The 22,746-nt window shown below is 40.9% G+C and carries 23 protein-coding genes; 12 read left to right on the top strand and 11 right to left on the bottom strand.

Features of this window, described 5'->3' with window-relative positions:
- Positions 1 to 190: 190 nt before the first annotated feature.
- Together dacB and RMZ95_RS08510 are read left to right on the top strand one after the other, a co-directional pair.
- Entirely contained in the window at positions 191 to 1,660 is a 1,470-nt protein-coding gene (gene dacB, locus RMZ95_RS08515) for a D-alanyl-D-alanine carboxypeptidase/D-alanyl-D-alanine-endopeptidase (protein ID WP_322685223.1), read from the top strand.
- 29 nt (positions 1,661 to 1,689) lie between these two features.
- Positions 1,690 to 2,586: an LD-carboxypeptidase gene (locus tag RMZ95_RS08510; RefSeq protein ID WP_322685224.1), complete on the top strand. Its 897-nt coding sequence runs from the start codon at positions 1,690 to 1,692 to the stop codon at positions 2,584 to 2,586.
- 90 nt (positions 2,587 to 2,676) lie between these two features.
- Here RMZ95_RS08510 and RMZ95_RS08505 read toward each other — a convergent pair whose 3' ends face one another.
- Together RMZ95_RS08505 and RMZ95_RS08500 are read right to left on the bottom strand one after the other, a co-directional pair.
- Complete coding sequence (locus RMZ95_RS08505) at positions 2,677 to 3,576, bottom strand: FkbM family methyltransferase (RefSeq protein WP_322685225.1); 900 nt, start codon at positions 3,574 to 3,576, stop codon at positions 2,677 to 2,679.
- Between the two features lie 95 nt (positions 3,577 to 3,671).
- Positions 3,672 to 4,949 (bottom strand): glycosyltransferase, encoded by a 1,278-nt coding sequence (locus RMZ95_RS08500; RefSeq protein WP_322685226.1) that lies wholly within the window; start codon positions 4,947 to 4,949, stop codon positions 3,672 to 3,674.
- A 367-nt stretch (positions 4,950 to 5,316) separates the two neighbouring features.
- Here RMZ95_RS08500 and RMZ95_RS08495 point away from each other — a divergent pair, with 367 nt between their 5' ends.
- On the top strand, positions 5,317 to 5,979 hold the full coding sequence (locus RMZ95_RS08495) for a glycosyltransferase family A protein (protein WP_322685227.1): 663 nt from the start codon (positions 5,317 to 5,319) through the stop codon (positions 5,977 to 5,979).
- 9 nt (positions 5,980 to 5,988) lie between these two features.
- Positions 5,989 to 7,302: an ABC transporter substrate-binding protein gene (locus RMZ95_RS08490; RefSeq protein ID WP_322685228.1), complete on the top strand. Its 1,314-nt coding sequence runs from the start codon at positions 5,989 to 5,991 to the stop codon at positions 7,300 to 7,302.
- Here RMZ95_RS08490 and RMZ95_RS08485 read toward each other — a convergent pair.
- Positions 7,299 to 7,571: a hypothetical protein gene (locus tag RMZ95_RS08485; RefSeq protein WP_322685229.1), complete on the bottom strand. Its 273-nt coding sequence runs from the start codon at positions 7,569 to 7,571 to the stop codon at positions 7,299 to 7,301. The two genes, RMZ95_RS08490 and RMZ95_RS08485, sit on opposite strands and share 4 nt — an antisense overlap.
- Before the next feature lie 88 nt (positions 7,572 to 7,659).
- Positions 7,660 to 8,397 (bottom strand): hypothetical protein, encoded by a 738-nt coding sequence (locus RMZ95_RS08480; RefSeq protein WP_322685230.1) that lies wholly within the window; start codon positions 8,395 to 8,397, stop codon positions 7,660 to 7,662.
- A gap of 807 nt (positions 8,398 to 9,204) precedes the next feature.
- Here RMZ95_RS08480 and RMZ95_RS08475 point away from each other — a divergent pair.
- The 3 genes from RMZ95_RS08475 (at position 9,205) to RMZ95_RS08465 (ending at position 12,471) form a co-directional block, all read left to right on the top strand.
- Positions 9,205 to 9,888: a PEP-CTERM sorting domain-containing protein gene (locus RMZ95_RS08475; protein WP_322672653.1), complete on the top strand. Its 684-nt coding sequence runs from the start codon at positions 9,205 to 9,207 to the stop codon at positions 9,886 to 9,888.
- A gap of 365 nt (positions 9,889 to 10,253) precedes the next feature.
- Positions 10,254 to 11,315 (top strand): uroporphyrinogen decarboxylase, encoded by a 1,062-nt coding sequence (hemE, locus tag RMZ95_RS08470; protein WP_322672654.1) that lies wholly within the window; start codon positions 10,254 to 10,256, stop codon positions 11,313 to 11,315.
- Between the two features lie 202 nt (positions 11,316 to 11,517).
- Positions 11,518 to 12,471: an NAD(P)-dependent oxidoreductase gene (locus RMZ95_RS08465; protein WP_322685231.1), complete on the top strand. Its 954-nt coding sequence runs from the start codon at positions 11,518 to 11,520 to the stop codon at positions 12,469 to 12,471.
- Between the two features lie 8 nt (positions 12,472 to 12,479).
- Here the strand turns inward: RMZ95_RS08465 and RMZ95_RS08460 are convergent, their stop codons facing one another.
- Positions 12,480 to 13,193, bottom strand: coding sequence for a hypothetical protein (locus RMZ95_RS08460; RefSeq protein ID WP_322672656.1), 714 nt, complete (start codon positions 13,191 to 13,193; stop codon positions 12,480 to 12,482).
- 328 nt (positions 13,194 to 13,521) lie between these two features.
- Between RMZ95_RS08460 and RMZ95_RS08455 the strand changes: the two genes are divergently transcribed.
- The 3 genes from RMZ95_RS08455 (at position 13,522) to RMZ95_RS08445 (ending at position 15,987) form a co-directional block, all read left to right on the top strand.
- Positions 13,522 to 15,120: a B12-binding domain-containing radical SAM protein gene (locus RMZ95_RS08455; protein WP_322685232.1), complete on the top strand. Its 1,599-nt coding sequence runs from the start codon at positions 13,522 to 13,524 to the stop codon at positions 15,118 to 15,120.
- 104 nt (positions 15,121 to 15,224) lie between these two features.
- The gene (locus RMZ95_RS08450; protein ID WP_322672658.1) at positions 15,225 to 15,572 is read left to right on the top strand and encodes a hypothetical protein; all 348 of its coding nucleotides are present in this window, start codon (positions 15,225 to 15,227) and stop codon (positions 15,570 to 15,572) included.
- An 82-nt stretch (positions 15,573 to 15,654) separates the two neighbouring features.
- Complete coding sequence (locus RMZ95_RS08445) at positions 15,655 to 15,987, top strand: hypothetical protein (RefSeq protein WP_322672659.1); 333 nt, start codon at positions 15,655 to 15,657, stop codon at positions 15,985 to 15,987.
- Positions 15,988 to 16,061: 74 nt separating this feature from the next.
- On the opposite strand, the gene RMZ95_RS08440 is transcribed toward RMZ95_RS08445, so the two are convergent.
- From RMZ95_RS08440 to RMZ95_RS08415, 6 genes are all read right to left on the bottom strand, one after another.
- Positions 16,062 to 16,904, bottom strand: a complete 843-nt coding sequence (locus RMZ95_RS08440; protein WP_322685233.1) for a 2-isopropylmalate synthase — start codon at positions 16,902 to 16,904, stop codon at positions 16,062 to 16,064.
- A 39-nt stretch (positions 16,905 to 16,943) separates the two neighbouring features.
- A complete protein-coding gene (locus RMZ95_RS08435) occupies positions 16,944 to 17,162 on the bottom strand; it encodes a type II toxin-antitoxin system RelE/ParE family toxin (RefSeq protein WP_322685234.1) in 219 nt (72 codons plus the stop codon).
- Between the two features lie 19 nt (positions 17,163 to 17,181).
- Positions 17,182 to 19,242 (bottom strand): ribonuclease R family protein, encoded by a 2,061-nt coding sequence (locus RMZ95_RS08430; RefSeq protein WP_322685235.1) that lies wholly within the window; start codon positions 19,240 to 19,242, stop codon positions 17,182 to 17,184.
- Between the two features lie 145 nt (positions 19,243 to 19,387).
- Complete coding sequence (gene rpsR / locus RMZ95_RS08425; RefSeq protein WP_012411240.1) at positions 19,388 to 19,603, bottom strand: 30S ribosomal protein S18; 216 nt, start codon at positions 19,601 to 19,603, stop codon at positions 19,388 to 19,390.
- A gap of 2 nt (positions 19,604 to 19,605) precedes the next feature.
- Positions 19,606 to 19,800 carry a 50S ribosomal protein L33 gene (gene rpmG, locus RMZ95_RS08420; RefSeq protein WP_094351774.1) on the bottom strand — a complete coding sequence of 65 codons (195 nt, stop codon included), beginning with the start codon at positions 19,798 to 19,800 and terminating at the stop codon, positions 19,606 to 19,608.
- Positions 19,801 to 19,843: 43 nt separating this feature from the next.
- Positions 19,844 to 20,401, bottom strand: a complete 558-nt coding sequence (locus tag RMZ95_RS08415) for an RDD family protein (RefSeq protein WP_322685236.1) — start codon at positions 20,399 to 20,401, stop codon at positions 19,844 to 19,846.
- A 308-nt stretch (positions 20,402 to 20,709) separates the two neighbouring features.
- On the opposite strand from RMZ95_RS08415, the gene RMZ95_RS08410 reads away from it, so the two are divergent.
- Together RMZ95_RS08410 and glp are read left to right on the top strand one after the other, a co-directional pair.
- Positions 20,710 to 21,351, top strand: coding sequence for a PEP-CTERM sorting domain-containing protein (locus RMZ95_RS08410; protein WP_322685237.1), 642 nt, complete (start codon positions 20,710 to 20,712; stop codon positions 21,349 to 21,351).
- A 37-nt stretch (positions 21,352 to 21,388) separates the two neighbouring features.
- Complete coding sequence (gene glp, locus RMZ95_RS08405; protein ID WP_322685238.1) at positions 21,389 to 22,654, top strand: gephyrin-like molybdotransferase Glp; 1,266 nt, start codon at positions 21,389 to 21,391, stop codon at positions 22,652 to 22,654.
- The last annotated feature ends 92 nt before the right edge of the window (positions 22,655 to 22,746 follow it).

The raw sequence follows: 22,746 nt of genomic DNA, 5'->3' as shown, positions 1-22,746 counted from the left end.
GGTTTCGATTTTGTAGTCCCATAAATTATGTTAGTGCGTAGGCGCAGCCCGTCGTAGACATCGCCTATGTATGAAACATGTGAACATCTTCCCTATACTAATTAAGTAACTTTACTGAGCCAATTCTTCTCTCTCCGGAAAGAAATTGTTTGCAAAGTAAAAATATCTGTCTTTGGGATAAGGAAAATTGGTGAGACTTAAGACTTTAAATCAACCACTGGGTGTTTTATTAATATTTTTGACTAGCCAGATAGGATTGAGTTCTATTGCGAAAGCACAAACCCCAGTTGCACCAACAACTACCACAAAATCAATTTGCTCTAGCCAACTGGCAACAGCGATAGATGCTGTAATCAATCGTCCCTTATTTAGTCGGGGACGCTGGGGAATTTTGATACAACCTCTGTCAACGGGGCCAACTCTTTACAGTCGAGATGCTCAAAAATATTTTACTCCTGCATCTAACCTCAAATTGCTGACGACAGCAGCCGCCTTGCAGGAATTGGGTGCTAATTTTCGGATTCGCACCTCTATTTATCAGAATGGCAATGGTGTTTTACGTGTTGTCGGCAGGGGAGATCCTAGTTTAAGTGATGCTGAACTGCAAAAATTGGCACAGCAGTTAAAACAGAAAGGTATTACTCAAATTCAGCAGTTAAGTGCTGATGATAGTTATATTCAAGGTGATATTGTTAACCCCACCTGGCAATGGGAAGATGTGCAGTCAAGTGATGGCGTACCAGTCAGCAGCTTTATTCTGAATAAAAATATTTTTAGCTTTAAACTTGTACCACAGGCTGTAGGTAAATCTTTGCAAGTGCTGTGGCTCGATCCTGGCGAAGCAAAACAGTGGCAGATAATTAATCAGTCAGTAACCGTTCCTCAAAATCAACCGAGCTATGTCAATGTTACCCGCGAATTATCAGGAACAGTATTACGAATTCAAGGACAACTGACAACGAATTCTGAAGAATCTTTAATAGATTTCCCTGTAGTTGACCCTAATTATTACTTCTTACGACGTTTTCGTACTGTCTTAGCAACAGAAAAAATTAACTTGGGACAAACATTAGTAGTAAATGGTGGTGTGAATCAAAGGGAAATAGCATTTGTAGAGTCGCCACCTTTAGCTGAATTATTAGCAGAAACTAATTTAAATAGTAATAATCTTTATGCGGAAGCATTGCTGAGAGCATTAGCTGTGAAAAAGACTAGACTGAAAAATCAGACTAGTGCTGATGTCGGTTTAGAAGTTGTCAAAGCAAGTTTAACTAAATTGGGGGTCGATCCAGCTAATTATATTTTGGTCGATGGTTCAGGTTTATCACGTCGTGACTTAGTGACACCAGAAGCTTTTGTCCAAACTCTGCGGGGAATGGCAAAAACCCCAACAGCGTATATATATCGCGCATCTTTACCAGTGGCTGGTAAAAGTGGAACTCTGAAAGGCCGCTTTCAAGGTACACCTGCTGAGGGCATTGTGCAAGCAAAAACAGGTACGTTAACGGGTGTAGTTTCTCTATCTGGATATATGAATGCACCGAAATATGAGCCGCTAGTTTTTAGTATTATCGTCAATCAGTCAAATCAGTCTGCAACAGTTATACGGCAGGCAATTGATGAGGTTGTTGTGTTGTTAACACAGTTGCAGCATTGTTAATATTATACTTTTCACTCCTAACTTGTTTCATGCCAGCCAAAATCTTACCACCGCCCTTAAAACCTGGAGACTTACTACGAGTAATTGCCCCTAGTGGTGCTTTGCGAGAATTTGAGGAATTTAAACAGAGTCTAGAAATTTGGCGATCGCGCGGCTACCAACTAGAAATCAGTCCCCAGATAGATGACAAATGGGGTTATCTAGCTGGAACAGACGAAACCCGTCGTCAACAGCTAGCAGCAGCATGGCAAGATCCTGATTGTCGTGGTATTCTCTGTGCCAGAGGTGGTTTTGGCAGCACCCGCATCTTAGAAAATTGGAATTGGCCAAACTCAGGACTTCCCAAGTGGCTCATAGGCTTTTCTGATATCACAGCTTTATTATGGAGTCTTTATACAGCAGGAATTTCTGGCGTTCATGGCCCTGTAATGACAACTTTGGCAGATGAGTCAGATTGGTCTATTAAACGATTATTTGATTGGGTAGAAGCTAGTTCTTTTACCCCTCTCAAAGGTTGCGGTTGGGGTGGTGGTGTAGTGAATGGTACTTTATTACCAGGGAATCTGACGGTGGCTACTCACCTTTTAGGTACACCAATCTTGCCACATCTGGATGGTGTAATTCTGGCGTTGGAGGATGTTACCGAAGCACCTTATCGCATCGATAGGATGCTGACGCAGTGGCGTTTGAGCGGTACTTTGTCTCAAGTCTGCGGTATTGCTTTAGGCAGTTTTACTCGCTGTGAAGCGCCACCAACTATATCTAGTTTTAGTGTAGAAGAAGTATTGCGCGATCGCTTGGGCGATTTAGGGATTCCCATTGTCTCCGATTTGCCTTTTGGCCACGATAATCCCAATGCAGCCTTACCAGTGGGAGTAGAGGTAACTTTAGATGGGGATGCCGGAATATTAGCTATTAACCAATAAACACAGAGACATCTCTGCTACTTACTCTTTCCGTTTTTCTTCCTGATTATACTTTCCCCATAGCAACAAAAGAGAGATCAATAGCGGAAGCTAGACCTTTCCAGCATCGACACTGGAATGACGTGCATGAGTATCATACCAGCCGGGAACGGTCGCCTTTGTCAACAGCTTCAAGAAGCTATGAGTTAACGCTCGTATCGTAGAAGATCCTTGAAACTTCCATTGATTCATTATTCCGTCATCACCTATCAGATAGTATCCGAGGAAAATAACACGGTATTGGCGGAGAATTTCACGTTTCGACTTCCATCTACCGCCAAGTTCTGAGCCAAATAATCCTGACGATCCGAACTCAAAAGGCTGATCTACGTAGCTGCCTTCTTTTGCTGGATAAGGCGGAGATTGAGAGTAAGGTATAGCTGACTGTTCTACGGCCTGAAAGGAGTCGTAGCCCAGTTCAACAAGTGCATCGATTTCACGCTTAATATTCGTGAAGCGAGTTTTGTCTGATTCGATAGAGATATAGTCTGGCCTCTCTCGAAATAGCTTCAGCACATTCACACAAACCATATCAACACCTTCAATGTCAATTTTCATATAGTATGGGATGCCATGCTGTTGCAGTATGCTTGCAAAATCAATTACGTTGACTTCGAGCAGCTTGCTTGAAGTACGAAGTCGGGCATTGCGTTCAGCCCAATCAACACAAATAGTTCCCCAAACAGAGTCATCGAGATTTTTATAGAATTGGACTTTTTGCCCTGTCTCTATCGAATTTAGGTTCGTTATAGCACCTTCTACGACTGTTACTTGTCCGCGATCGATGTATTCCTTAAGTCGGTTTCGACAAAGCCGTGCTAGGTCAGGGTCTGCCTCAAATGCTGTCACGCGGAATCCTTTTTGCAGGTAGAATATGGTGTCTTCTCCCTTGTGCATCCCAATGTCATAGATCAGGTCTTTGCACTTTGGCGTATCGTAAAGTTTGTTCATTGACATTCCTCGCTTCTTGGGTGTGTGGCTAAGTATTTATCTTGTGTTTTGCGGTTAAGTGAGGAGATTAATTGCATTTTTTACTCATACTGAACCTAATTAATCACCGGCTTATTTGTCGATATTGCCTGCTCAATAATATCAACGGCACGGGGAACTCCTCCTGCTTGGCCAATTGCAGTTTTTAACCTCAGGGCATTTTGTTTGTAAGATTCTTGCGTCAGTACTTTTTGAATCACCTTACGTAACTTAGTAGTACTCAAGCGTGATAATGGAATAAATTCACCCACACCAGTCCAAGCAATACGTGTTGCTACTCCGGGATGGTCATTGGCTATGGGAATAGCAACTGAAGGTACACCATTAGATAGTGATTCCAACACAGTATTCACTCCAGCATGGCTAATAGTCAGGCTAGCTTTTTGCAGCAATTCTAGTTGTGGCGCATATTTGACAACCAAGGGTTCTCCTGGCAAGTTGGGTAGTGCATCGGGTTCAAGTCCACCACCAAGAGAAATAACCAGTTGGGCATCTAAACCAATATAAGCCTCAGCAATGTGATAGAAAATATGCCGTAGTCGATTTTGTAACGTCCCCAATGAAGCATAAATTAGGGGTTGACCATTCAACTTATCAAAAGGAAAATCCACTGGTTTCCTGCCTGACGAGTCTGAGTGAGGGCCTGTAAAGTGAAGTAAATTAGACAATTCGCGTCTTGGGTATTCAAACTCTGCGGGTTGTTGACTAATAATCGCTAACTTGGAAAGAGAATAATAGTCATTGATATGAGAGCAAGGAGGCAAATTCCACTGACGGCGATATTGGGAGATTATATCTCGAATGGATTTCGAGAACGCCATTAAAACAGCATAACCAGCACGGTTACGTAGCTGCGCCCAAGAGTGTGGGTTATATTTCCAGGTTGTGAAGAATGGAGGAATAGAATCTTCAAAACCGTTTACTAATGCAGAGCAAACTGTAACAAATGGGATGTGAAGAAAGTCTGCTAAAGTGCTTCCTCCAAATATACATTCATCGAATATTAGCGCTTCAATACCAGCTTCTTTAATAACTAGTGGCGCATCTTGCAGAAATAAAGCTGTTGTTTTTAGAGATAAATTGATAGTGTAATGCAATGCTGCTAACCCATTGAGTTCTCCTAACCGCTCATGTAATTTTGCCATTGATCCCGTAGGATATTCAAAAGCAGATATAGAGCGAAATTCTAAGCCAGCAGCCTTGGCATTAGATTCAGCATCAGGCATCCCCAAAACTGTGACGCGATGACCACGCTTTAATAGTTCACGCCCTAAAGCTGTCATTGTGTTGAGGTGTCCAGTTGCGGTAGGGCAGATAGTACCGAAATGAGTCATTATAATCTACAAGCTCCATAAATTATATTTCTGGTATATTTCTGGGCTAACCACGCCACCAGCACTTCTGACTCTGAAATGGAAAAATTCTTGTAGATGTTGCTTAAAGCTCAATGAATTTTGCATATAGCTGCCTAAAAAAGACAAGGTAACTAATGTTACCATAAGCACTTTTGTCTAAACTAGATTAAACTTCATTATGATACTATGCAAACGATGTTATTCTACTCAAATAGAGCTTTACCTTTGCAGCTATGACTTTTGAAAATTATTATCAGCTTGTATTTACTATTTATGGGTAGTTTTTCATGCTTGAAAACCAAAAATCTAAAGTATAATTTTTTACGCAAAATACTTAAATTTAATTATGTTTAGTGTAATTTTTGACTTAATTCCAGAAATATCAATTGTCATATGTACTTACAATAGAGATAAATACTTAAATAATGGAATTAATAGTGTTATAAATCAAACTTTCAAAGATTGGGAACTCATCATTGTTGATGATGGTAGCCAAGACAATACTTTTGAAGTTGTCAATAATTATGTGCAAAAATTCAATAATATTAGGTACTTGAAACATCAAAATAAAAAACAATGTTACGCTAAAAATGCCGGAATTCAGGCATCATTTGGCAAATATATCACATTCCTCGACAGCGATGATACTTACCAACCAAATCATCTGGAGTCACGCATTGAATATATGAAACTCCATCCAGAAGTTGATTTGATTCAAGGCGGGTTTGCCACTGAAGAAGAAATTTGGGTAGCTGATTATTATCAACCTGATAAAAAAATTAATCTTCGAGAATGCGTTTTGGGGCCAACTTTTTTGGGGAAGAGACACGTATTTTTTGAATTGCAGGGATTTAAGCACATGGCTTATGGAGAGGATACAGACCTGTGGGAACGGGCAGAAAAAATCTTCAGGACTCAACAAATAACAGAACCACAAACCTATCTTTATACCAGAGCCGAAACTAGTGTCAGTAAAGCTTTTTCAGAAAATGTTACTTCGCCTAGCTAACTCTTTGGTATGAACATTAATATTCACCCATCTCAAATCAGAAAATTTTTTCGCTATTTCCTCAGTTCTGCTTGGCAGTTTTTATTGATGATAATTCTGCTGAGTGGATGTCTCATATTTTTATCTAGTTGTCAGGGTCAAATACAAAATAACGATAAAGTCATTCATTTGACACTATGGCAATCAATTAATCCTCCTGCCAATCGAGATGTTTTTCAGAAACTGGTAGATAAATTTAATCACACTCATGCTGATATCCAAGTAGAATCTATTTACGCCGAAGGACTGCCGAAAGTGTTAACGGCAGTTGTGGGTAATGCGCCTCCAGATATTCTGTTATTCAGCCCGCAAAGTACAGGTCAGTTTGTAGAATTAGGCGCAATTCGACCTTTAGAAGATTGGCTAGAAAAATTGCCTTTGAAGTCAGAAATTATCCCCAATCTACTTGAAGAATCTAGATTAGATGGTCACATTTGGTCAGTTCCCCTGTACACCAGCAATATCGGCATTTTTTATCGACCGAAGCTTTTCCAAGCTGCGGGAATCACAGAAACACCTAAGACTTGGAAAGAATTAAGGTTAGTTGCTAAAAAGTTGACTATTGACCGCAATGGCGACCATCGACCCGAACAGTACGGAATATTACTACCTTTAGGAAAGGGAGAATGGACTGTTTTTAGTTGGTTCCCCTTTTTATTAAGTGCTGGGGGTGAGGTAGTAACAAATAACCGTCCGAACTTGACGAATCAAGGAGCTATTAGTGCTTTAAAATTCTGGCAAGATTTAATGAAAGATGGTTCAGCAATGCTTTCTTCTCCAGAACGGGGTTATGAAGAGGATGCCTTTATAGCGGGTCGCGTTGCTATGCAAATTACTGGCCCTTGGACTTATATTACGAAATCTAATGTTGATTACGACGCATTTCCCATACCTACAAATGTTGGTCGAGCTACGGTGACAGGTGGCGGAAATCTTTATGTGATGAAGACTACACCAGCCAGAGAGCAAGCTGCACTCAAGTTTTTAGAATATGTTTTGAGTGAAGAATTCCAAAAAGAATGGAGTATCGGTACCGGTTTTTTACCAGTTAATCTTAAAGCTGCACAAAGTGAAGCTTATCAGCAATTCCTCAACCAAAAATCTTGGTTAAAAGTGTTTATGGAACAAATTTCTCTGGCTGGCGCTCGACCGATTATTGCCAGATATAGCCGTCTTTCTGACAGTCTTGGTCGAGCTATCGAAGCTACATTGCTGGGTGAATCTCCCGACAAAGCTCTGAAAATAGCACAAGAGCGTTTAGAAACTATTTGGGATAACAATTAAATGAGTTGTTCGCTAATATTAATGGGGTACTCAATGTTTAGTTGAGTTTGCGTTTGGTTGCAAATTTCCAACAAAATAGGAGCAATTAAAACTTCACGTTTTGCAGCTTCCCTGATAGGATTTACGCGCATGATATTGCGTCGTAAGTAACGCTGTAAAAATTCTAAATAGTCAATAAAGAACTGAATATTGTGGTAGTTGTAGCGATGCGCGTTCGTAACTACATCCCAGTTCCGCCAAGATATCTGCTGGAGTATATGGTAATTCAAAATACTTACTAAATGTATAACTTTGACCGGGTTGGAGAATGCGCGGGCGAGTCATAAATATTAAGGTTATAGAATATATCGATAAAAGTCAGGAAGAAACTCCAGTTTTGGGATGTAAATTTCTTTTTAATGTACACAAACCAATTGCTGGTATGGCTCCTAAAATCGCTGCTGTCAGTCCTTGTCCACTCCAATATAGTATGGGAGTACGGTAGGTTTCTGGAATCAAATTTTGCACAATAAAAAGCAACCAAACCAAAATAGTAATCCAGAAAAAAGAGATTGAGGGTAAAAAATTCCACCACCAAATGCCTGCTGTATATCGCCTCAACACCAGCCATTGGCAAATCCCTAGCCAAATTCCAGAAATTATATATGCGATCGCAGACAAAAATCCAAAAATCAAAGTATCTTCAGAAGATGATGAGGCAATGGTTGAAATGTAGTTAATCCAGGCTGTAGAAACGCCGTTGGCAATTAGCCAACCGACACTAGTAGCAAATAGCCACTGCCAACCCGGTAAATATCGGTAAAGCACAAGAGCTTGGTCAGCAGCGAAAATCACGGCAAATACAACGTTACTAAGACTTCTAACCAAAATGCTCCATGTTTGTGGTTGATTAGCAACGTTAGATGAGAGACTTTGGAGAATAATTTTCTCTAAAGCGATACTGGCAACGCCACCGACAACCCATCCAATGAGGGTCATTACGGTAAACTGAATAAAGAACCTCTGTCGCTGCGATCGCGGAATCAAATACTTTCCTGGATTAGGCTCATTATTAGCAGATGCAACACGATCGGAACTGTTAGAGTCAGTTTGCATAAGAAGTTAGGGGAGTGAGGGAAAAGGGAGATCGCAAAGATAGGGAAGCAGGGGGAGAATTAACTAATGCCCTGTTTGGCCAATCCTCAATTAAATATTGATTCTTGTTTTACTCTATTTCTCAATCACAGTCTTTATTTTCCATTCCCCACTCGCCACTCCCCACTTCCCCAAGGCGAGAATCTTATGTCAATAATAACGGTCTATTCTCAATAGAATCTCATTAACCTATTCTTACTGCTAAAGATTTAGGGGTAGCTCACAATACGGTTCGGATAAGCTCTTGAGACCGGGGAGGCTGGCGTTGCAGAGGAGGAAAAAAGTTAATTCTTCCTCCCCTGCCTCTCTTCTCCCCCTGCCTCAAAAGCTTACCTCAACAGATAAATTTGTTAACCGAACCGTATTGGGGTAGCCCATCGTAGACATCGCTTTGAGCCTGAGAAACTAAACCAAATGATAAATAGTGATTTTTTGTTAGTTCTTAACCTTGTTTGCGATCGAGAGTAATTTAGATGTGTTTGTACTGCCTACTACAATTGCACAATAACCTTCACTTAATCTTTAAAAATATTTTAGTATATACACCGTATCTTTTGCGAGTTATAAAAATCAAAATAGGATTACAAAGTATCAAGCTCAACTTATATATCCGAGCTTGTTTTACCCAACAGAAGTCATATATAAAGGCCTAATAATCTTTGTGATTTTTTCTAATTTGTTGGAGTAATGAAACCAGTTTTTCATAGCTAGGTTTCAAGAAAAGTTCAATTTTAATTATCTTCGTCTTTTTCAAGGTTTATTACTAGAATGTTGAAAAAAATTTCCTTGGCTTTACTCGGAATGACTGCTGTAGTCATGAGTGCGAATCCAGCTAGTGCGGTAACTCTGCAAGTCAATAGTGGCCCGTTTTCTAGCTACGCTGATGCCAAAACTGTCACCTTTGACGACGGCACAGCAAACGATCCTAATGGATTTGTTACTTACTCTAATATTACTAGTAACATTGTTCAAGGTAGCGTATCTAGTCAATACGCCTCACCTTATGGGGATAACACCAAATTTCTAACAATTGCTCCAGTAGGTAGTAATGTTGCAGGCGACAGTGGTTTGGTCAATATTAAGTTCAAAGAAGCTGTTAATTACTTCGGTTTTTATGCAGGTTCATTAGATGATTATAACTTTGTTGACATTTACAAAGGCGATCAGTTATTAAAGACTTTTAGTGGTGCAGATGTGCCAACTGCTATAGCTAATGGTAGTTGGACTAGCTCTCAAGCTAATATGTTTATCAATCTTGTAGCTGATACAGGAGAAACATTTGACCGAGTTGTGATGCGCTCAAATGGCGTTGCCTTTGAAACAGATAACCACGCCTATAGACTAGCCAGCGTTCCTGAACCTAATGCAATATTAGGTGTGTTAGCAATAGGTGCTTGTGGTATGATGTCGGTCTTCAAACGCTCACAAAAGAAAGTGGCACTGAAAGGATAAATTTATCCAGATTCCTGTTGAAAAACCTTAAGGATGTGTCTCTATCTATATATGGCATAGAGACACATTTTTATTTGTTATGCAGTTTTCCTCATCCGTTCCCTCGATCCAGAAGTGAAAAATGTATTTCTACTTAGGACTCAAAGCAATAATTTCATGGGATAAGCCAAAAAAAAACAATAAATTGTAGCGCTTGCTGGCATTAATACTGTAGTCAAGCCAACCGAGCGCTTATATCCAATAATCAAAATATTATAAAATATTACTATTATGCCCTGCTATTCACCTTTTCCTGAAAACCTGCTGGAAAAGCGTAATCCCAGAATGATAAGCTAAACAGTGGCATAAATAGGATGAAGTAATAAATGGGTGTTTATTCAACGACTCCTCATCTCTTACGGGCTGCTCGTGGTGAAGTAGTAGATCGTCCCCCTGTATGGATGATGCGACAAGCGGGACGATATATGAAAGCATATCGAGACTTAAGAGAAAAGTATCCTTCGTTTCGCGATCGCTCCGAAATTCCAGATGTAGCAATTGAAGTTTCCTTGCAACCCTGGAGAGCTTTCCAACCAGACGGAGTAATTTTATTTTCTGATATTGTCACCCCATTACCTGGTTTGGGCATTGACATGGATATTGCCGAAGGTAAAGGGCCAATCATTCACTCGCCCCTCCGCACTCAAGAACAAATTGAACGTCTGCATCCTTTAGAACCAGAAGCAGCTCTACCATTTATCAAGACAATATTGCAAGCGCTACGTTCGGAAGTAGGCGACAAATCAACGGTGTTAGGCTTTGTGGGTGCGCCGTGGACATTAGCAGCTTATGCAGTTGAAGGAAAAGGTTCTAAAACCTACTCCATCATCAAAAACATGGCATTTTCAGACCCGGTGATACTGCATCAATTATTAGCTAAATTAGCAGATGCGATCGCCATCTATGCCCGCTACCAAATTGACTCTGGCGCTCAAGTTGTGCAAATGTTCGATTCTTGGGCGGGTCAATTGAGTCCTCAAGATTATGATACTTTTGCTCTGCCCTATCAGCAGCGAGTTTTCCAGCAAGTCAAGCAAACCCATCCCGATACACCTTTGATTTTGCTAGTTAGCGGTAGTGCGGGTGTGTTGGAAAGAATGGGACAATCTGGCGCTGATATTGTCAGTGTAGACTGGGCAGTGGATATGGCAGATGCAAGAGCCAGATTGGGTAAGCAAATGAAAGTTCAAGGAAATCTTGACCCAGGCGTGTTATTCGGCTCTAAACAGTTTATTCGCGATCGCATCCTCGATACGGTTCGCAAAGCCGGTAATTGGGGTCATATTCTCAATCTTGGTCACGGTGTTTTACCAGAAACTCCAGAAGAAAATGTCGCTTTCTTTTTTGAAACTGCAAAGGAATTGAATCTTGCAGGAGTTAAGGGTTAGGAGTTATGAGTTATGAGTTATGAGTTATGAGTTATGAGTTATGAGTTATGAGTTGCAAGTTATGAGTTGCGAGGTACAAAGTTATCTTTTATTCTTAACTCCTCACTTCTTACTCCTAACTTTATAAATAACTCCTGATAGGGAACTTTTAACTTAATTCTTAACTCTTAACTCCTAACTCCTAACTTATTAAAATCTTATTATGAGCCAGAAACGGATTTTAGTGACTGGTGCAAGTGGTTGTGTAGGTCATTATTTAACAGAAGCCTTAATTAAAGAAACAAATCACGAACTGTATCTATTAGTTAGGAACCCAAGCAAACTGCAAGTTGATACCAAGGCACGTTCAGGTATCAACGTTTTACAAGGTGATATGCAAAATATTCGCCAGTTTGCCGATTTGCTATCCACAATTGATACAGCCGTACTCACAGCCACAGCTTGGGGTGGCGAGCAAACATTTGATATTAATGTCGTCAAGACTATAGAGTTACTCGAACTGCTAGATCCAGAACGTTGTCAACAGGTAATTTATTTTTCGACAGCTAGCGTTTTGGATCGCTACAATCAACCATTAAAAGAAGCCGGGGAAATTGGGACAGATTATATCCGTTCTAAATATGAGTGCTTAGAGAAAAAAGAAAAATTAGCGATCGCACCCAAAATTACCACAGTTTTTCCCACTGTAGTATTTGGCGGTGATGCGAATAAACCTGATTCTGCTGTCACATCTGGTATTGCAGAAGTGACAAAATATATCAATTTGATTCGCTTTTTAGAAGCAGATGGCAGTTTTCACTTTATCCACGGACGAGACATTGCCACTGTTGTGCGATATCTGATCGATCGTCCTGCTAAAGATAATCAACCACGTAGGCTTGTTTTAGGTCAAGCACCATTAACTGCTAATCAAGCAGTGGAAGAAGTTTGTGCTTATCTGGGCAAAAAGATTTACTTTCGCATTCCCATATCTATAGCATTGGCTAATTTGATTATTGTTCTGTTCCGCATTCGCATGGCCGCTTGGGATCGGTTTTGTATGAACTATCGACATTTTACTTATGAAAAATTCATCAATCCCGATAGTTTCGGCTTGCCAAATTATTGTGCAACCATGAGTGATGTTTTGAAAATTAGCGGTGTTAAACGTGTATGAAATATCTATTATTTGCTAATGATAGCGGTCATTTCTTGCGAAGATAAGCCGACACAAGCTGCCAATTCTTCCAATGTCAATCGTTCGCGTGTGTTTGCTTCTAACAAAGACGTTGCAGCTGCAACGTAATCAGGATTAGCAAGATGATTGACATTCTTAGGAAAACTTGTTTGGGAATAAAGATTGGCAATGTCAGAACTTCCAGTAATTTTTTGTATTTGATAAGTGGCAATTAAAGCTGCTTGACGGGCTTGGAGATAGGCAACATAATATTGCACGATAGCTAATCTTTTTTGCTGTCTAGCTTCCTTCCAACGAGCTTGCAAAACAGGAAGCTGCCCAAAAGTACTAATGAATTTAATCGGGTCAACTGTAACGGTTAAGGAAAAACTGTTTGAGCGCTCAGATGGGGAATCCGGTGATGTTGAGATCGTACTTAGAGCCGGAGATAATTCGATAGCTAAGACATCTCTAAAAGCATTCAATCCCATTGCAGCTTTTGTTTCCAGCACTTGGGCTGAGTTGCGTTCAGCAATAGCTACTAATCGATCGATGATTTTGAGATCCTGCTGTGTAATCTCAGTTTGAAGGAGATTACGTTGATTACTAGAACTAGATTTATCTTCGGATGCAACCACAGGAAATGTAGTACTGACAAATGTAACGGCAAGGAGAATCCTGAAACTTTGTGCAAAAGCTTTTGAGAGCCATTGTGCGATCATCTGATTGATTTATTCGGAAGCCTACACTTGTTTTCTAATTTGCTTCTCTTTTCACGATACAGCTAAATGACAATAATTCTTATATATGTGGGAGTCTTTTTAAGGAAATCCTAGTAAACTGTGGCGAAAGTTTACCTACCTTTAACCAGTTGCTCAGAGCAACTTGTCTGGTTAATTGAGATGGTGGTTGGATTTACGCTGTGCTGTACTAGTCGTCCATTTGAGTTAAAAATATGAATGGTAAAATAAAACAACTTTAATAAAAAGTCAATAACTCTTTATTTTCGTTAGAGTGGGATAACAATCAAAGTGTGAGGATTGATACTACATGCGAATCTTGTTAGTGTATCCAATATTTCCCAAAACCTTTTGGTCTTATGAAAAAATCCTAGAGTTAGTCGATCGCAAGGTTTTATTACCACCTCTGGGTTTAGTAACAGTAGCCGCGATTTTGCCCCAAGAATGGGAATTCAAGCTGGTCGATCGCAACATCCGTGCAGCAACAGAAGCAGAATGGGCATGGGCAGATATAGTAATCCTCTCTGCGATGATTGTCCAGAAGCAAGATTTACTTGAACAAATCCAGGAAGCAAAAAAACGTGGCAAGTTAGTCGCAGTTGGCGGCCCCTACCCCACCTCTGTACCTCACGAAGTTGAAAATGTTGGCGCAGATTTTCTGATTCTGGATGAAGGGGAAATCACGCTGCCCATGTTTATTGAGGCAATAAAAAGGGGAGACACATCTGGCACTTTCCGCGCCACAGAAAAGCCTGATGTCACCAGCACACCAATACCCCGCTTTGACTTATTAGAATTGAATGCTTACGACATGATGTCGGTGCAATTTTCGCGCGGGTGTCCCTTCCAGTGCGAATTTTGCGACATTATTGTTCTCTACGGGCGCAAACCACGCACCAAAACCCCAGCCCAACTTTTAGCAGAGTTAGATTACCTCTATGAATTGGGTTGGCGGCGGGGTGTGTTCATGGTGGATGACAACTTTATTGGCAACAAGCGAAATGTAAAGTTGTTGCTGAAAGAGTTAAAAGTCTGGATGGCAGAACACAAATATCCCTTCCGATTTGATACGGAAGCTTCAGTTGACTTAGCACAAGATCCAGAAATGTTGGAGTTGATGGTTGAGTGCGGTTTCTCGGCGGTGTTTTTGGGAATCGAAACACCGGATGAGGATAGTTTGCAAATGACTAAGAAGTTTCAAAATACTCGTAGTTCTCTAACTGAGGCAGTGCAAACTATTACTAAAGCGGGATTGCGCCCAATGGCTGGGTTTATTATCGGGTTTGATGGCGAAAAAGCAGGCGCAGGCGATCGCATCGTCCGTTTTGCGGAACAAGCAGCAATTCCCTCAACTACCTTTGCCATGTTGCAAGCGTTACCTAACACTGCACTTTGGCATCGCCTGAAAAAAGAAGGAAGATTACGGGAAAATCAAGATGGCAACATCAACCAAACAACATTAATGAACTTCCTGCCTACCCGTCCCCTGGAAGAACTAGCCAGAGAATATATTGAGGCATTCTGTACTTTATACGACCCAGTACAATATTTGGATCGTACCTATCGCTGCTTCTTGATGATGGGCTTGCCGAGTTGGAAAGCGCCAGCGAAAATGCCAGAGTGGGTAGTTATAAAAGCGTTGCTGATTGTGATTTGGCGACAAGGAATCAAACGGGAAACCCGTTGGAAATTCTGGCATCATTTATTTAGCATTCTCAAACGTAACCCTGGAGTTATTGAACATTACATCGCCGTTTGTGCCCACAACGAGCATTTTCTAGAGTATCGCCAAATTGTCCGCGATCAAATTGAAAGTCAGCTAGCTGAATATTTAGCACAAGGTGTAGAAAAACCTTATGTGCTAGTGAAGGAAAAAGCTGAGGAAAAAGCTGAAGCAGTAGTTAGTTAAATGTAGTAACGGTTAATAGGTAAAAGTGAAAAAATTACTTATTAGCCGTTATTAAAACCAGTATGCTATTCAAAGTATGATAGTCATAAATTGACACTTACTGAATGGCAAAAACACCAATCGCACTCTATCGGCAAGGTAATGCTAATTCTCCTAGAATGGAGAATGTTAGACCTAATAAAGATATTGCCACCTATAATAAAGATGGTCAAGTCTGGGTCATGACTACTTTACCAGACGGGACATCGCCCGGAGGAGTATCAACATTTACCACTCAAGGATATGGCAAAAACTGGTGGAAATTAGAATCCAATACTGAAATTCCAGAGCAAATAGAATTGGTAAATGACCACGATAACCACTGGTTATGGAAACCTTCTAGAGCGATGTTGATAGATGAATACAAAGCAGCCTTGAAATTGGTAGATGAATTATTTTATAAAATAAGTTAATGCTAACAAAATTATAAATTTTTTATTTTGAATTTAGTTGAATTTTTTGTGACATAAAGCTATTTTATGTAGGTAAATTACAATGAATCTGTCGTTTAAGGACATAAAGTTTATCATTGAAGCCATCGATGGCCTGATTGAGAAATATCAAGAACGACTCAATCAAATCGAAGATATCGATGAGGACGAAGCTTCCGATCTTGGTAATGATACTATGTTTTTAGAGTCACTTCGTAGAAAACTAGTGAATAGTTTGAATAACAGTACTAATACCAATATCTTGGTAGGTAATGAAGTTGTCCAACCATCATCTCATGCTATAAGACAAGCTTCAAGAGGAGCAGAGGCAGTAGACCCAGGTAATGAAGTTGTCCAACCATCATCTCATCCTATGCCAGAAAAGCCGCGATCATAGCAAAGATAAACATCAATAATTCTTAATTCAGTCAAGTGGTGCATTAGCCTTTGGCGTAACACACCCTATAAAAACTATTTTGCTTTTGCAATCCCAGTTATTTCAAAAATTAGCTCTGCTGCTTTACTGATTAACGAAGTGTTAATTTCAAGTTGATACTTGTCTTGTTTTAAAACCTCTGTTACAACTTTCGCTAAATCTGCATTACCTTTCCTCGCACCCAAACCATTAATTGCACATTCAATTTGCCTCGCGCCGCAACTTAAAGCAATGAGTGAATTATCTATCGACATGCCCAAATCATCATGACAGTGTACTGAAACTACAACTTCGTTAATATTGGGCACTCGATTAAAAATCATTTGCAGAAGTTGCAAAAACTCTTCTGGCGATGCCAAACCTAAGCTATCAGGAATACTAACAGTAGTAGCACCACTATTGATTGCAGTTTCAATAGATTTACACAAAAAATCTGGCTCACTTCTGGGGGCATCAAAAGCGCTCCATTCTACATCATCACAGTAATTGCGTGCGAGAGAAACACTCTCTTTGATTGTTGCTAATACTTCTTCTTTGGTTAATTTAGACTGGTTTTTAATATTTACTGGAGTATAAGTGTGAATTCTGCCTCTGATTGCTGGTTTAATTGCTTCAGCAAGAGTGATTATTTCATTTGAATTTGAACTAGCTAGCCCACAAATAATAGAATTTTTAATTATTTTAGAAATATTAAAGACTTCATCAAAATCTTTTTGAGAACTTCCTGGATAACCAACTTCAATAATATCTACTCCCATTTCTTCGAGTAATTGGGAGATAATAATTTTTTGTTGCAAATTCATCTTTACACCAGGCGTCAATTCTCCATCACGCATGGTGGTATCAAAAATAATTACTTTGTGATTATTTTCTGACATATTGGCTAGAGATAGCGATCGCTTACATCAAATGCAATATTAAGGAATATCCTCACTTAAGAAAACTGTCTCTAAATCGCGATAACCACTGACAATACGTACAACTTCCACACCGCCATCAATAGGGCGATAAAATATTAAATAATCTTCTACTGGAAAACTCCGTAACCCGCGGGCAAAATTATCGAAACTTTGCCCGATATTAGGAAAATCAGCCGATGATAATACTAGGCGATTATTACTAATGACAAATGACAAATGACAAATGACAAATTAGTTAATTCGCCGCTGTCTGAGCTTCTTGATAAATTATTTCTTGAAACTGGATTATATCTTTTTGTGGATCGGCGTGGCTAACTTTCACCACTATCTGTTCGCCCAACTTCACAGAACGTTTGAAAGCCATTGGCAACTGCAAGCCCAAATCTTCTAATAAAATTAGGGCTAAGTTGCTGTCTTCTCGCAACCACATCAACACTGTCACATCCCAAGTTTCCTCTGGATGACGGCGTAAATACTCTAAAGCATAATATCTATTAGTTTGTCGTTCCACCATCGTCACCTCTTGGGTGATGCTGCTGACAGTCATCATCACTTCTTTAAGTTGATCTGCGGAAAATGGCAGAACTTCACCCCGCAAATGGGCTTTAATTTGAAAGTGGGTGAGTAAGTCACTGTAGCGGCGGATGGGAGAGGTTGCTTGAGTGTAAGTATCCAAGCCCAAACCGGCATGACGCAAAGGTGTAATGCTCATTTCACTCTTGGGCATACAACGGCGCATGGCGCAAGCGCGAACGAATCCGGCTGGAAGTAGCAGCAATTCCTCATCTGGAGGTAATTCTGGTTGCGGTTGACCGCGAAAGGGCAAAGGTATGTTATGAGTTTTACCATAACGAGCGGCAACTTCACCGGCAACAATCATCATTTCTGCTACCAGTTGCCGTGATGGGGAATCGTCCAAAATATCAATGTGGATTTCCTCGCCTTTGACTTTGATCGTCGCTTCGGGCATAGTGATGCTAATTGCTCCTTGAGCGTAACGCCAAGCTTTGCGTTTTTGTGCCCAAGTTGCGATCGCAGCAATTTCTGGTTCTGCTTGTACCCGTAATTGCAGCATTTCATCTACATCTTCGTAGGTGAGGCGATAAGTCGGCTTAATTAAGCTGGTATGAATGCTGTAATCTTCTACTCCCCCAGTTGTACCTAAAATAATCCCGAAACTCAGGGCGCAACAAACCTTTCCCTGGATCAGACTCATTGGCCCAGTTGCCAATACCTCTGGGAACATGGGAATCATTCCCGTCGGTAAATAGACTGTACTACCGCGCTTTCTGGCTTCCAAATCTAATTCATCTTCCGGTACTAACCATCTAGTAGGATCGGCAATATGCACCCACAGGCGTTCCCGTCCATCGGGTAGTACTTCCCAACTTAGACCATCGTCGATCTCTGTGGTAGTTTCATCATCAATGGTGTAAACCTTCAGGTGAGTCAGATCAAGGCGGTTTGTATCTGAGTCTATCGGCGGGAAATCCAAACGCTGTTGCGCCACTTCTAATACCTTATGAGGAAATTGAATCGGAATTGAAGAACGCCGCAGGAACAAGTTTTCATTAGGACTCCAGCAACCCAAATCAACTAATAGTTGAAAGGCTCCTTGGGGTGTCGTGGGCCGTCCCAGCATGGTCATAGTTTCTAATACTGGAGCGCTGGGCGGATAAGCGCGAGCCAACGAGTCATAATTAACCCCCGTCCGCACGGTGTCAGCTATTAGCGCTGCATATTTTTCTAGTCCTTCTAAACGCTGGCGATCGTGGCGCTGCCATTCTACTGCTTCACCTTTGAGCGCCTGCTCTACACGAGTTAAAAATTCCTGCTGTCCTTTAGCTTTTAGTGCCTCTACTTCCAGTTGGTGCTTGCGTTCTGCCACTTGAGCAGCAGTTCTCGGCTCGTAAGCGTCTCCTTTTTGCTTGAAATAAAGTTTGTCGTCTGATAACAAGCAATAGGCGGCGTAACAAGCAGGCGCGGCTGATTCTGAAAATAGCAGATTCGCCATTTGGTCTGGGGTAACTGTTTCCCCATCTTCAACCAGTAATTCCCAAGCCACTTCTAAACTAGATGGGTCTAAATAAGGCTCGATCTGCTGCAAAAAGCTGGCAATTTCAGAAGCCTTGTAAGTCTCTTTGGTAACTGTATAGGTTATTTGTCTAGGCGCGAGGCTGTGGGATTGACCGCGTTCGTCTACCACAAACCAGCGGGTTTTACCGTCTGGACGTTCTACGATGCCCAGACGGCGATCGCCTTGAACCCTAAATTCAACTAGCGTCCCCTTCTCCACAACTCTCGCACTCTAATTTGGTGAACAGTTTAAATAGTTAGGAGTGAGTAGTTAAGAGTGAGCAGTGAGGAGTGAAAAGTTAATTGATAACTCATAACTCATAACTCATAACTCATAACTCATAACTTCTGACTCATCACTCTTTTTAGCCTTCTGCATTGATAAATGGCAACAAAGCCACAATCCGCGAACGTTTAATTGCTAATGTCAACTCTCGCTGTTGCTGAGACGTAAGCCCAGTAATCCGACGTGGCAGTATCTTTCCCCGCTCGGTGACAAACTTACGCAATAAATCAACATCTTTATAATCAATTGGTTCTCCTGGCTTGATCGGAGAAAGGCGACGACGGAAATAACTCATCTCTACTTAATTTCCTTGTGAACGGTATGTTTGTTGCAGTGGGTGCAGAACTTTTTCAGTTCTAGCCTGTTGGTGGTGTTGCGGCGATTCTTGGTACTGGTATAACGGTTAACACCAGCAGAACGCTTATCTGAATTTGTCCGGCACTCAGTACACTCTAGTGTGATAATAATGCGGGCACCTTTACTCTTAGCCATAATCTTACAAACAGTGAAGCCTGAAGAGAATTAACACAAATGACTATCTTCTCACATTCCGCCGTATATTTTCAACTAATCTTTTAATTTTTATATCGAGCGAGTAGCCACGACGCGACGAAACAATGAAAGTTCCACAATAGCGATCGTGTAAAGCCTGCCGCATCTGGGTATCAGAGAAAGCAGTCCCACAATCAATTGCTAGGGGAATTACTAGCAGTATAGCAGTGGGATTGGCTCTAATATTGCTCAGGGCAATTGACACTAACAAAGCACCCAAGCCGATAATCGCCTCTCGCTTCACTAGTGAGAGCAAATCGGGAATTCTGCCCACTACTTCCCCATCTTCGACTTCCAATACCTTTAAATCGAACGCCCAACGCCCTAAACTTTGCCCTTGATTGTTGTATACCACCACTACTCGCAAAACCAGCCAAAGTATTACAAAAACTAAGATTTCAAGAAATTGAATCCCGATATCGCCGCCTCCCAGCAGGGAACTGACTAACCAGACACCAAGGAAATCAAGTCCCAATGCCATACCTCGCCGCCCAATCTCAGCTTTGGGATAGTGTTTTTGGGGAAGTCGTTCGATAGTCATACAAAATAAGTATTTTATTTAGGGGTTGGGAAGTAGCGATCGCTCCTGTTTTTAATATTAAGATGATGACTTGGCTAGTTGCTGCGCTGTCAAAGAACAAAAACCAGCTAACAAAAATTTGTACAACTACCAACTGCACGACTCAAAAATAGGATTAAGTACTTAAGTTAACTTTAATACTTTATTGTACTTAGTTGGCATATCATAGAGTAGCCGCTATAGGTCATGGATGCAACATACAGTAGGGTTGTACATCTATATTGTATTGTTGTAGAAACTTCATTTTAATTAATTTGGAAGTTGTATTTATGACACATCTGTTTACTAAAACAGCTATTAGTCTGGTGACGACTACTACTTTAGCGTTAGCGATCGCCATAACCACCAACAACCTGGCTCATGCTGCTGAGTTTAACTTTAACTGGAAAGGAGACACAGGTTATTCAGCGAAAGGTTCATTTAACTACGATACAACAACTGCTCCCAGCATCATTTCTGAAGCTGGTTTGGGAGCTACGAAGAACTTGCAATCTCTCTCAATTTCCTTTTTTGATCCCTTGAGTAATCTGATAAATAGTTTCACTCCAGTGCTTGGTGGGGTATCTAACTACGGCTTTTTAAGATTCAACTTTGATAGCATTACCGAGCAAATCTTTGGCCCTTTTGATGTTGGCAAGGATGATGAGTTTCCTGGCGACACATGGCTTAATAATAATCTCGCGCTTATAGATGAAGGTTTTAGTGATGAGGTTCTAACAAAAGAATTTGGTTTTAATAATAGAGATGCAGCAGGCACAAAGCAAATCCTAGATTTAAGCAACAATTCGGTTCAGGTATCCAAAGTTCCCGAAGGAAGCATAATTATCGGTTTACTAGCAGTGTGTAGTTTAGGATTTACTCTCAAGCAGAAATCAATCCAAAATCCAAAATCTAAAATTGGTCAGTGTTAGTTTACAGGGATAAAGAAAAAAGTCGGAGGCGATCGCTATGTTATCAGTCAGCGATGCACAAGCAATTATTTTAAATTTGGTGCAGCCGTTGGATCGTCAACGGGATACAGAAGTTGTAGATTTATTGACAGCAGATAGTCGCATTTTGGCAACTCCTGTCACCAGTCCGCTAGATTTTCCCCATTGGGATAATTCGGCAATGGATGGCTACGCAGTCCGCTACGAAGATGTACAGGACTCTAACGCCGAACAACCAGCTATTTTAGAAATTGTTGAAGAAATTCCGGCTGGGTATCAGCCCAAGTCTACGATTCAACCAGGGCAAACCGCACGAATTTTTACAGGTGCGGTAATCCCAGCAGGTGCGGATACTGTAGTCATGCAAGAGAAAACACGCCGCGAGGAAAACCGCGTATTTATACTGGATGCACCAAAATCGCAAGAATTTGTTAGACACAAAGCATCTTTTTATCAAGCTGGAACAGAACTACTACCAGCAGGAATTAAGTTAAATGCCTCAGAAATTGCCGTATTGGCAGCAGCACAGTGTCCGCAATTAACTGTTTACCGCCGTCCACGTGTGGCAATTTTTTCCACTGGTGATGAGCTGGTGACAGCTGATAAACCGTTGCAATCGGGGCAAATTGTGGATTCTAATCAGTATGCACTGGCAGCATTGGTGAGACAAAGTGGCGCAGAACCGTTAATTTTAGGCATTGTGAAAGACGATCCAGTTGCTTTGGAGAAAGTTATTACTCACGCTGTGGCGATCGCTGATATAGTTCTTTCTTCTGGTGGCGTCTCAGTGGGAGATTATGACTATGTTGACAAAATTCTAGAGTCACTAAAAGCAAAAATCCACATTTGGGCTGTGCAAATTAGTCCAGGAAAACCCCTGACTGTCGCCACTTTCCCCAGTAGAGACGCGATTAATCGTGTCTCTACCCACTCAACACTATACTTTGGTTTACCAGGAAACCCTGCTGCTGTGTTGGTGACATTTTGGCGATTTGTGCTACCAGCAATCAAGAAACTTTCGGGAATAACTGAAAGTTGGGAACCAGTATTTTTGAAAGTGCGATCGCATGATGAATTGCGATCGAACGGCAAACGTGAAACTTACCTTTGGGGTAAATTGCATTTAATTGATGGAGTTTATGAATTTCACAAAGCTGGTGGTAGTCACAGTTCCGGCAATTTAATTAATTTAGCTCAAACCAATGCCTTAGCTGTTCTCCCAGTGGGTAAAACATTGATTTCGCCACAAGAAGAAGTGCAAGTTTTGCAGCTTAGTAATTCGTAATTCGTAATTCGTAATTCGTAATTAAAAACAGTTGCATAAAGGGATTTAAACACTATGTGAAAGAAAACCACGTATAGACAAGCGCGTAGCAT

This window comes from Nostoc sp. DedQUE07 (genome assembly GCF_034530975.2).
In the GTDB taxonomy this organism is placed as follows: domain Bacteria; phylum Cyanobacteriota; class Cyanobacteriia; order Cyanobacteriales; family Nostocaceae; genus Nostoc.
Note: the sequence above shows the minus strand (reverse complement) of the source record. Positions and strands in the feature narration are given on the sequence as shown.

What these genes read in the sequence shown, in the direction of transcription:
- RMZ95_RS08510 (WP_322685224.1), top strand. Translation starts at nt 1,690, where the DNA reads ATGCCAGCCAAAATCTTACCACCGCCCTTAAAACCTGGAGACTTACTA.
- RMZ95_RS08410 (WP_322685237.1), top strand. Translation starts at nt 20,710, where the DNA reads ATGACACATCTGTTTACTAAAACAGCTATTAGTCTGGTGACGACTACT.
- RMZ95_RS08505 (WP_322685225.1), bottom strand. Translation starts at nt 3,576, where the DNA reads ATGAACAAACTTTACGATACGCCAAAGTGCAAAGACCTGATCTATGAC.
- RMZ95_RS08465 (WP_322685231.1), top strand. Translation starts at nt 11,518, where the DNA reads ATGAGCCAGAAACGGATTTTAGTGACTGGTGCAAGTGGTTGTGTAGGT.
- rpsR (WP_012411240.1), bottom strand. Translation starts at nt 19,603, where the DNA reads ATGAGTTATTTCCGTCGTCGCCTTTCTCCGATCAAGCCAGGAGAACCA.
- RMZ95_RS08495 (WP_322685227.1), top strand. Translation starts at nt 5,317, where the DNA reads ATGTTTAGTGTAATTTTTGACTTAATTCCAGAAATATCAATTGTCATA.
- RMZ95_RS08455 (WP_322685232.1), top strand. Translation starts at nt 13,522, where the DNA reads ATGCGAATCTTGTTAGTGTATCCAATATTTCCCAAAACCTTTTGGTCT.
- RMZ95_RS08460 (WP_322672656.1), bottom strand. Translation starts at nt 13,193, where the DNA reads ATGATCGCACAATGGCTCTCAAAAGCTTTTGCACAAAGTTTCAGGATT.
- RMZ95_RS08475 (WP_322672653.1), top strand. Translation starts at nt 9,205, where the DNA reads ATGTTGAAAAAAATTTCCTTGGCTTTACTCGGAATGACTGCTGTAGTC.
- RMZ95_RS08500 (WP_322685226.1), bottom strand. Translation starts at nt 4,949, where the DNA reads ATGACTCATTTCGGTACTATCTGCCCTACCGCAACTGGACACCTCAAC.
- RMZ95_RS08490 (WP_322685228.1), top strand. Translation starts at nt 5,989, where the DNA reads ATGAACATTAATATTCACCCATCTCAAATCAGAAAATTTTTTCGCTAT.
- hemE (WP_322672654.1), top strand. Translation starts at nt 10,254, where the DNA reads ATGGGTGTTTATTCAACGACTCCTCATCTCTTACGGGCTGCTCGTGGT.
- RMZ95_RS08450 (WP_322672658.1), top strand. Translation starts at nt 15,225, where the DNA reads ATGGCAAAAACACCAATCGCACTCTATCGGCAAGGTAATGCTAATTCT.
- glp (WP_322685238.1), top strand. Translation starts at nt 21,389, where the DNA reads ATGTTATCAGTCAGCGATGCACAAGCAATTATTTTAAATTTGGTGCAG.
- RMZ95_RS08445 (WP_322672659.1), top strand. Translation starts at nt 15,655, where the DNA reads ATGAATCTGTCGTTTAAGGACATAAAGTTTATCATTGAAGCCATCGAT.
- RMZ95_RS08440 (WP_322685233.1), bottom strand. Translation starts at nt 16,904, where the DNA reads ATGTCAGAAAATAATCACAAAGTAATTATTTTTGATACCACCATGCGT.
- rpmG (WP_094351774.1), bottom strand. Translation starts at nt 19,800, where the DNA reads ATGGCTAAGAGTAAAGGTGCCCGCATTATTATCACACTAGAGTGTACT.
- RMZ95_RS08415 (WP_322685236.1), bottom strand. Translation starts at nt 20,401, where the DNA reads ATGACTATCGAACGACTTCCCCAAAAACACTATCCCAAAGCTGAGATT.
- RMZ95_RS08480 (WP_322685230.1), bottom strand. Translation starts at nt 8,397, where the DNA reads ATGCAAACTGACTCTAACAGTTCCGATCGTGTTGCATCTGCTAATAAT.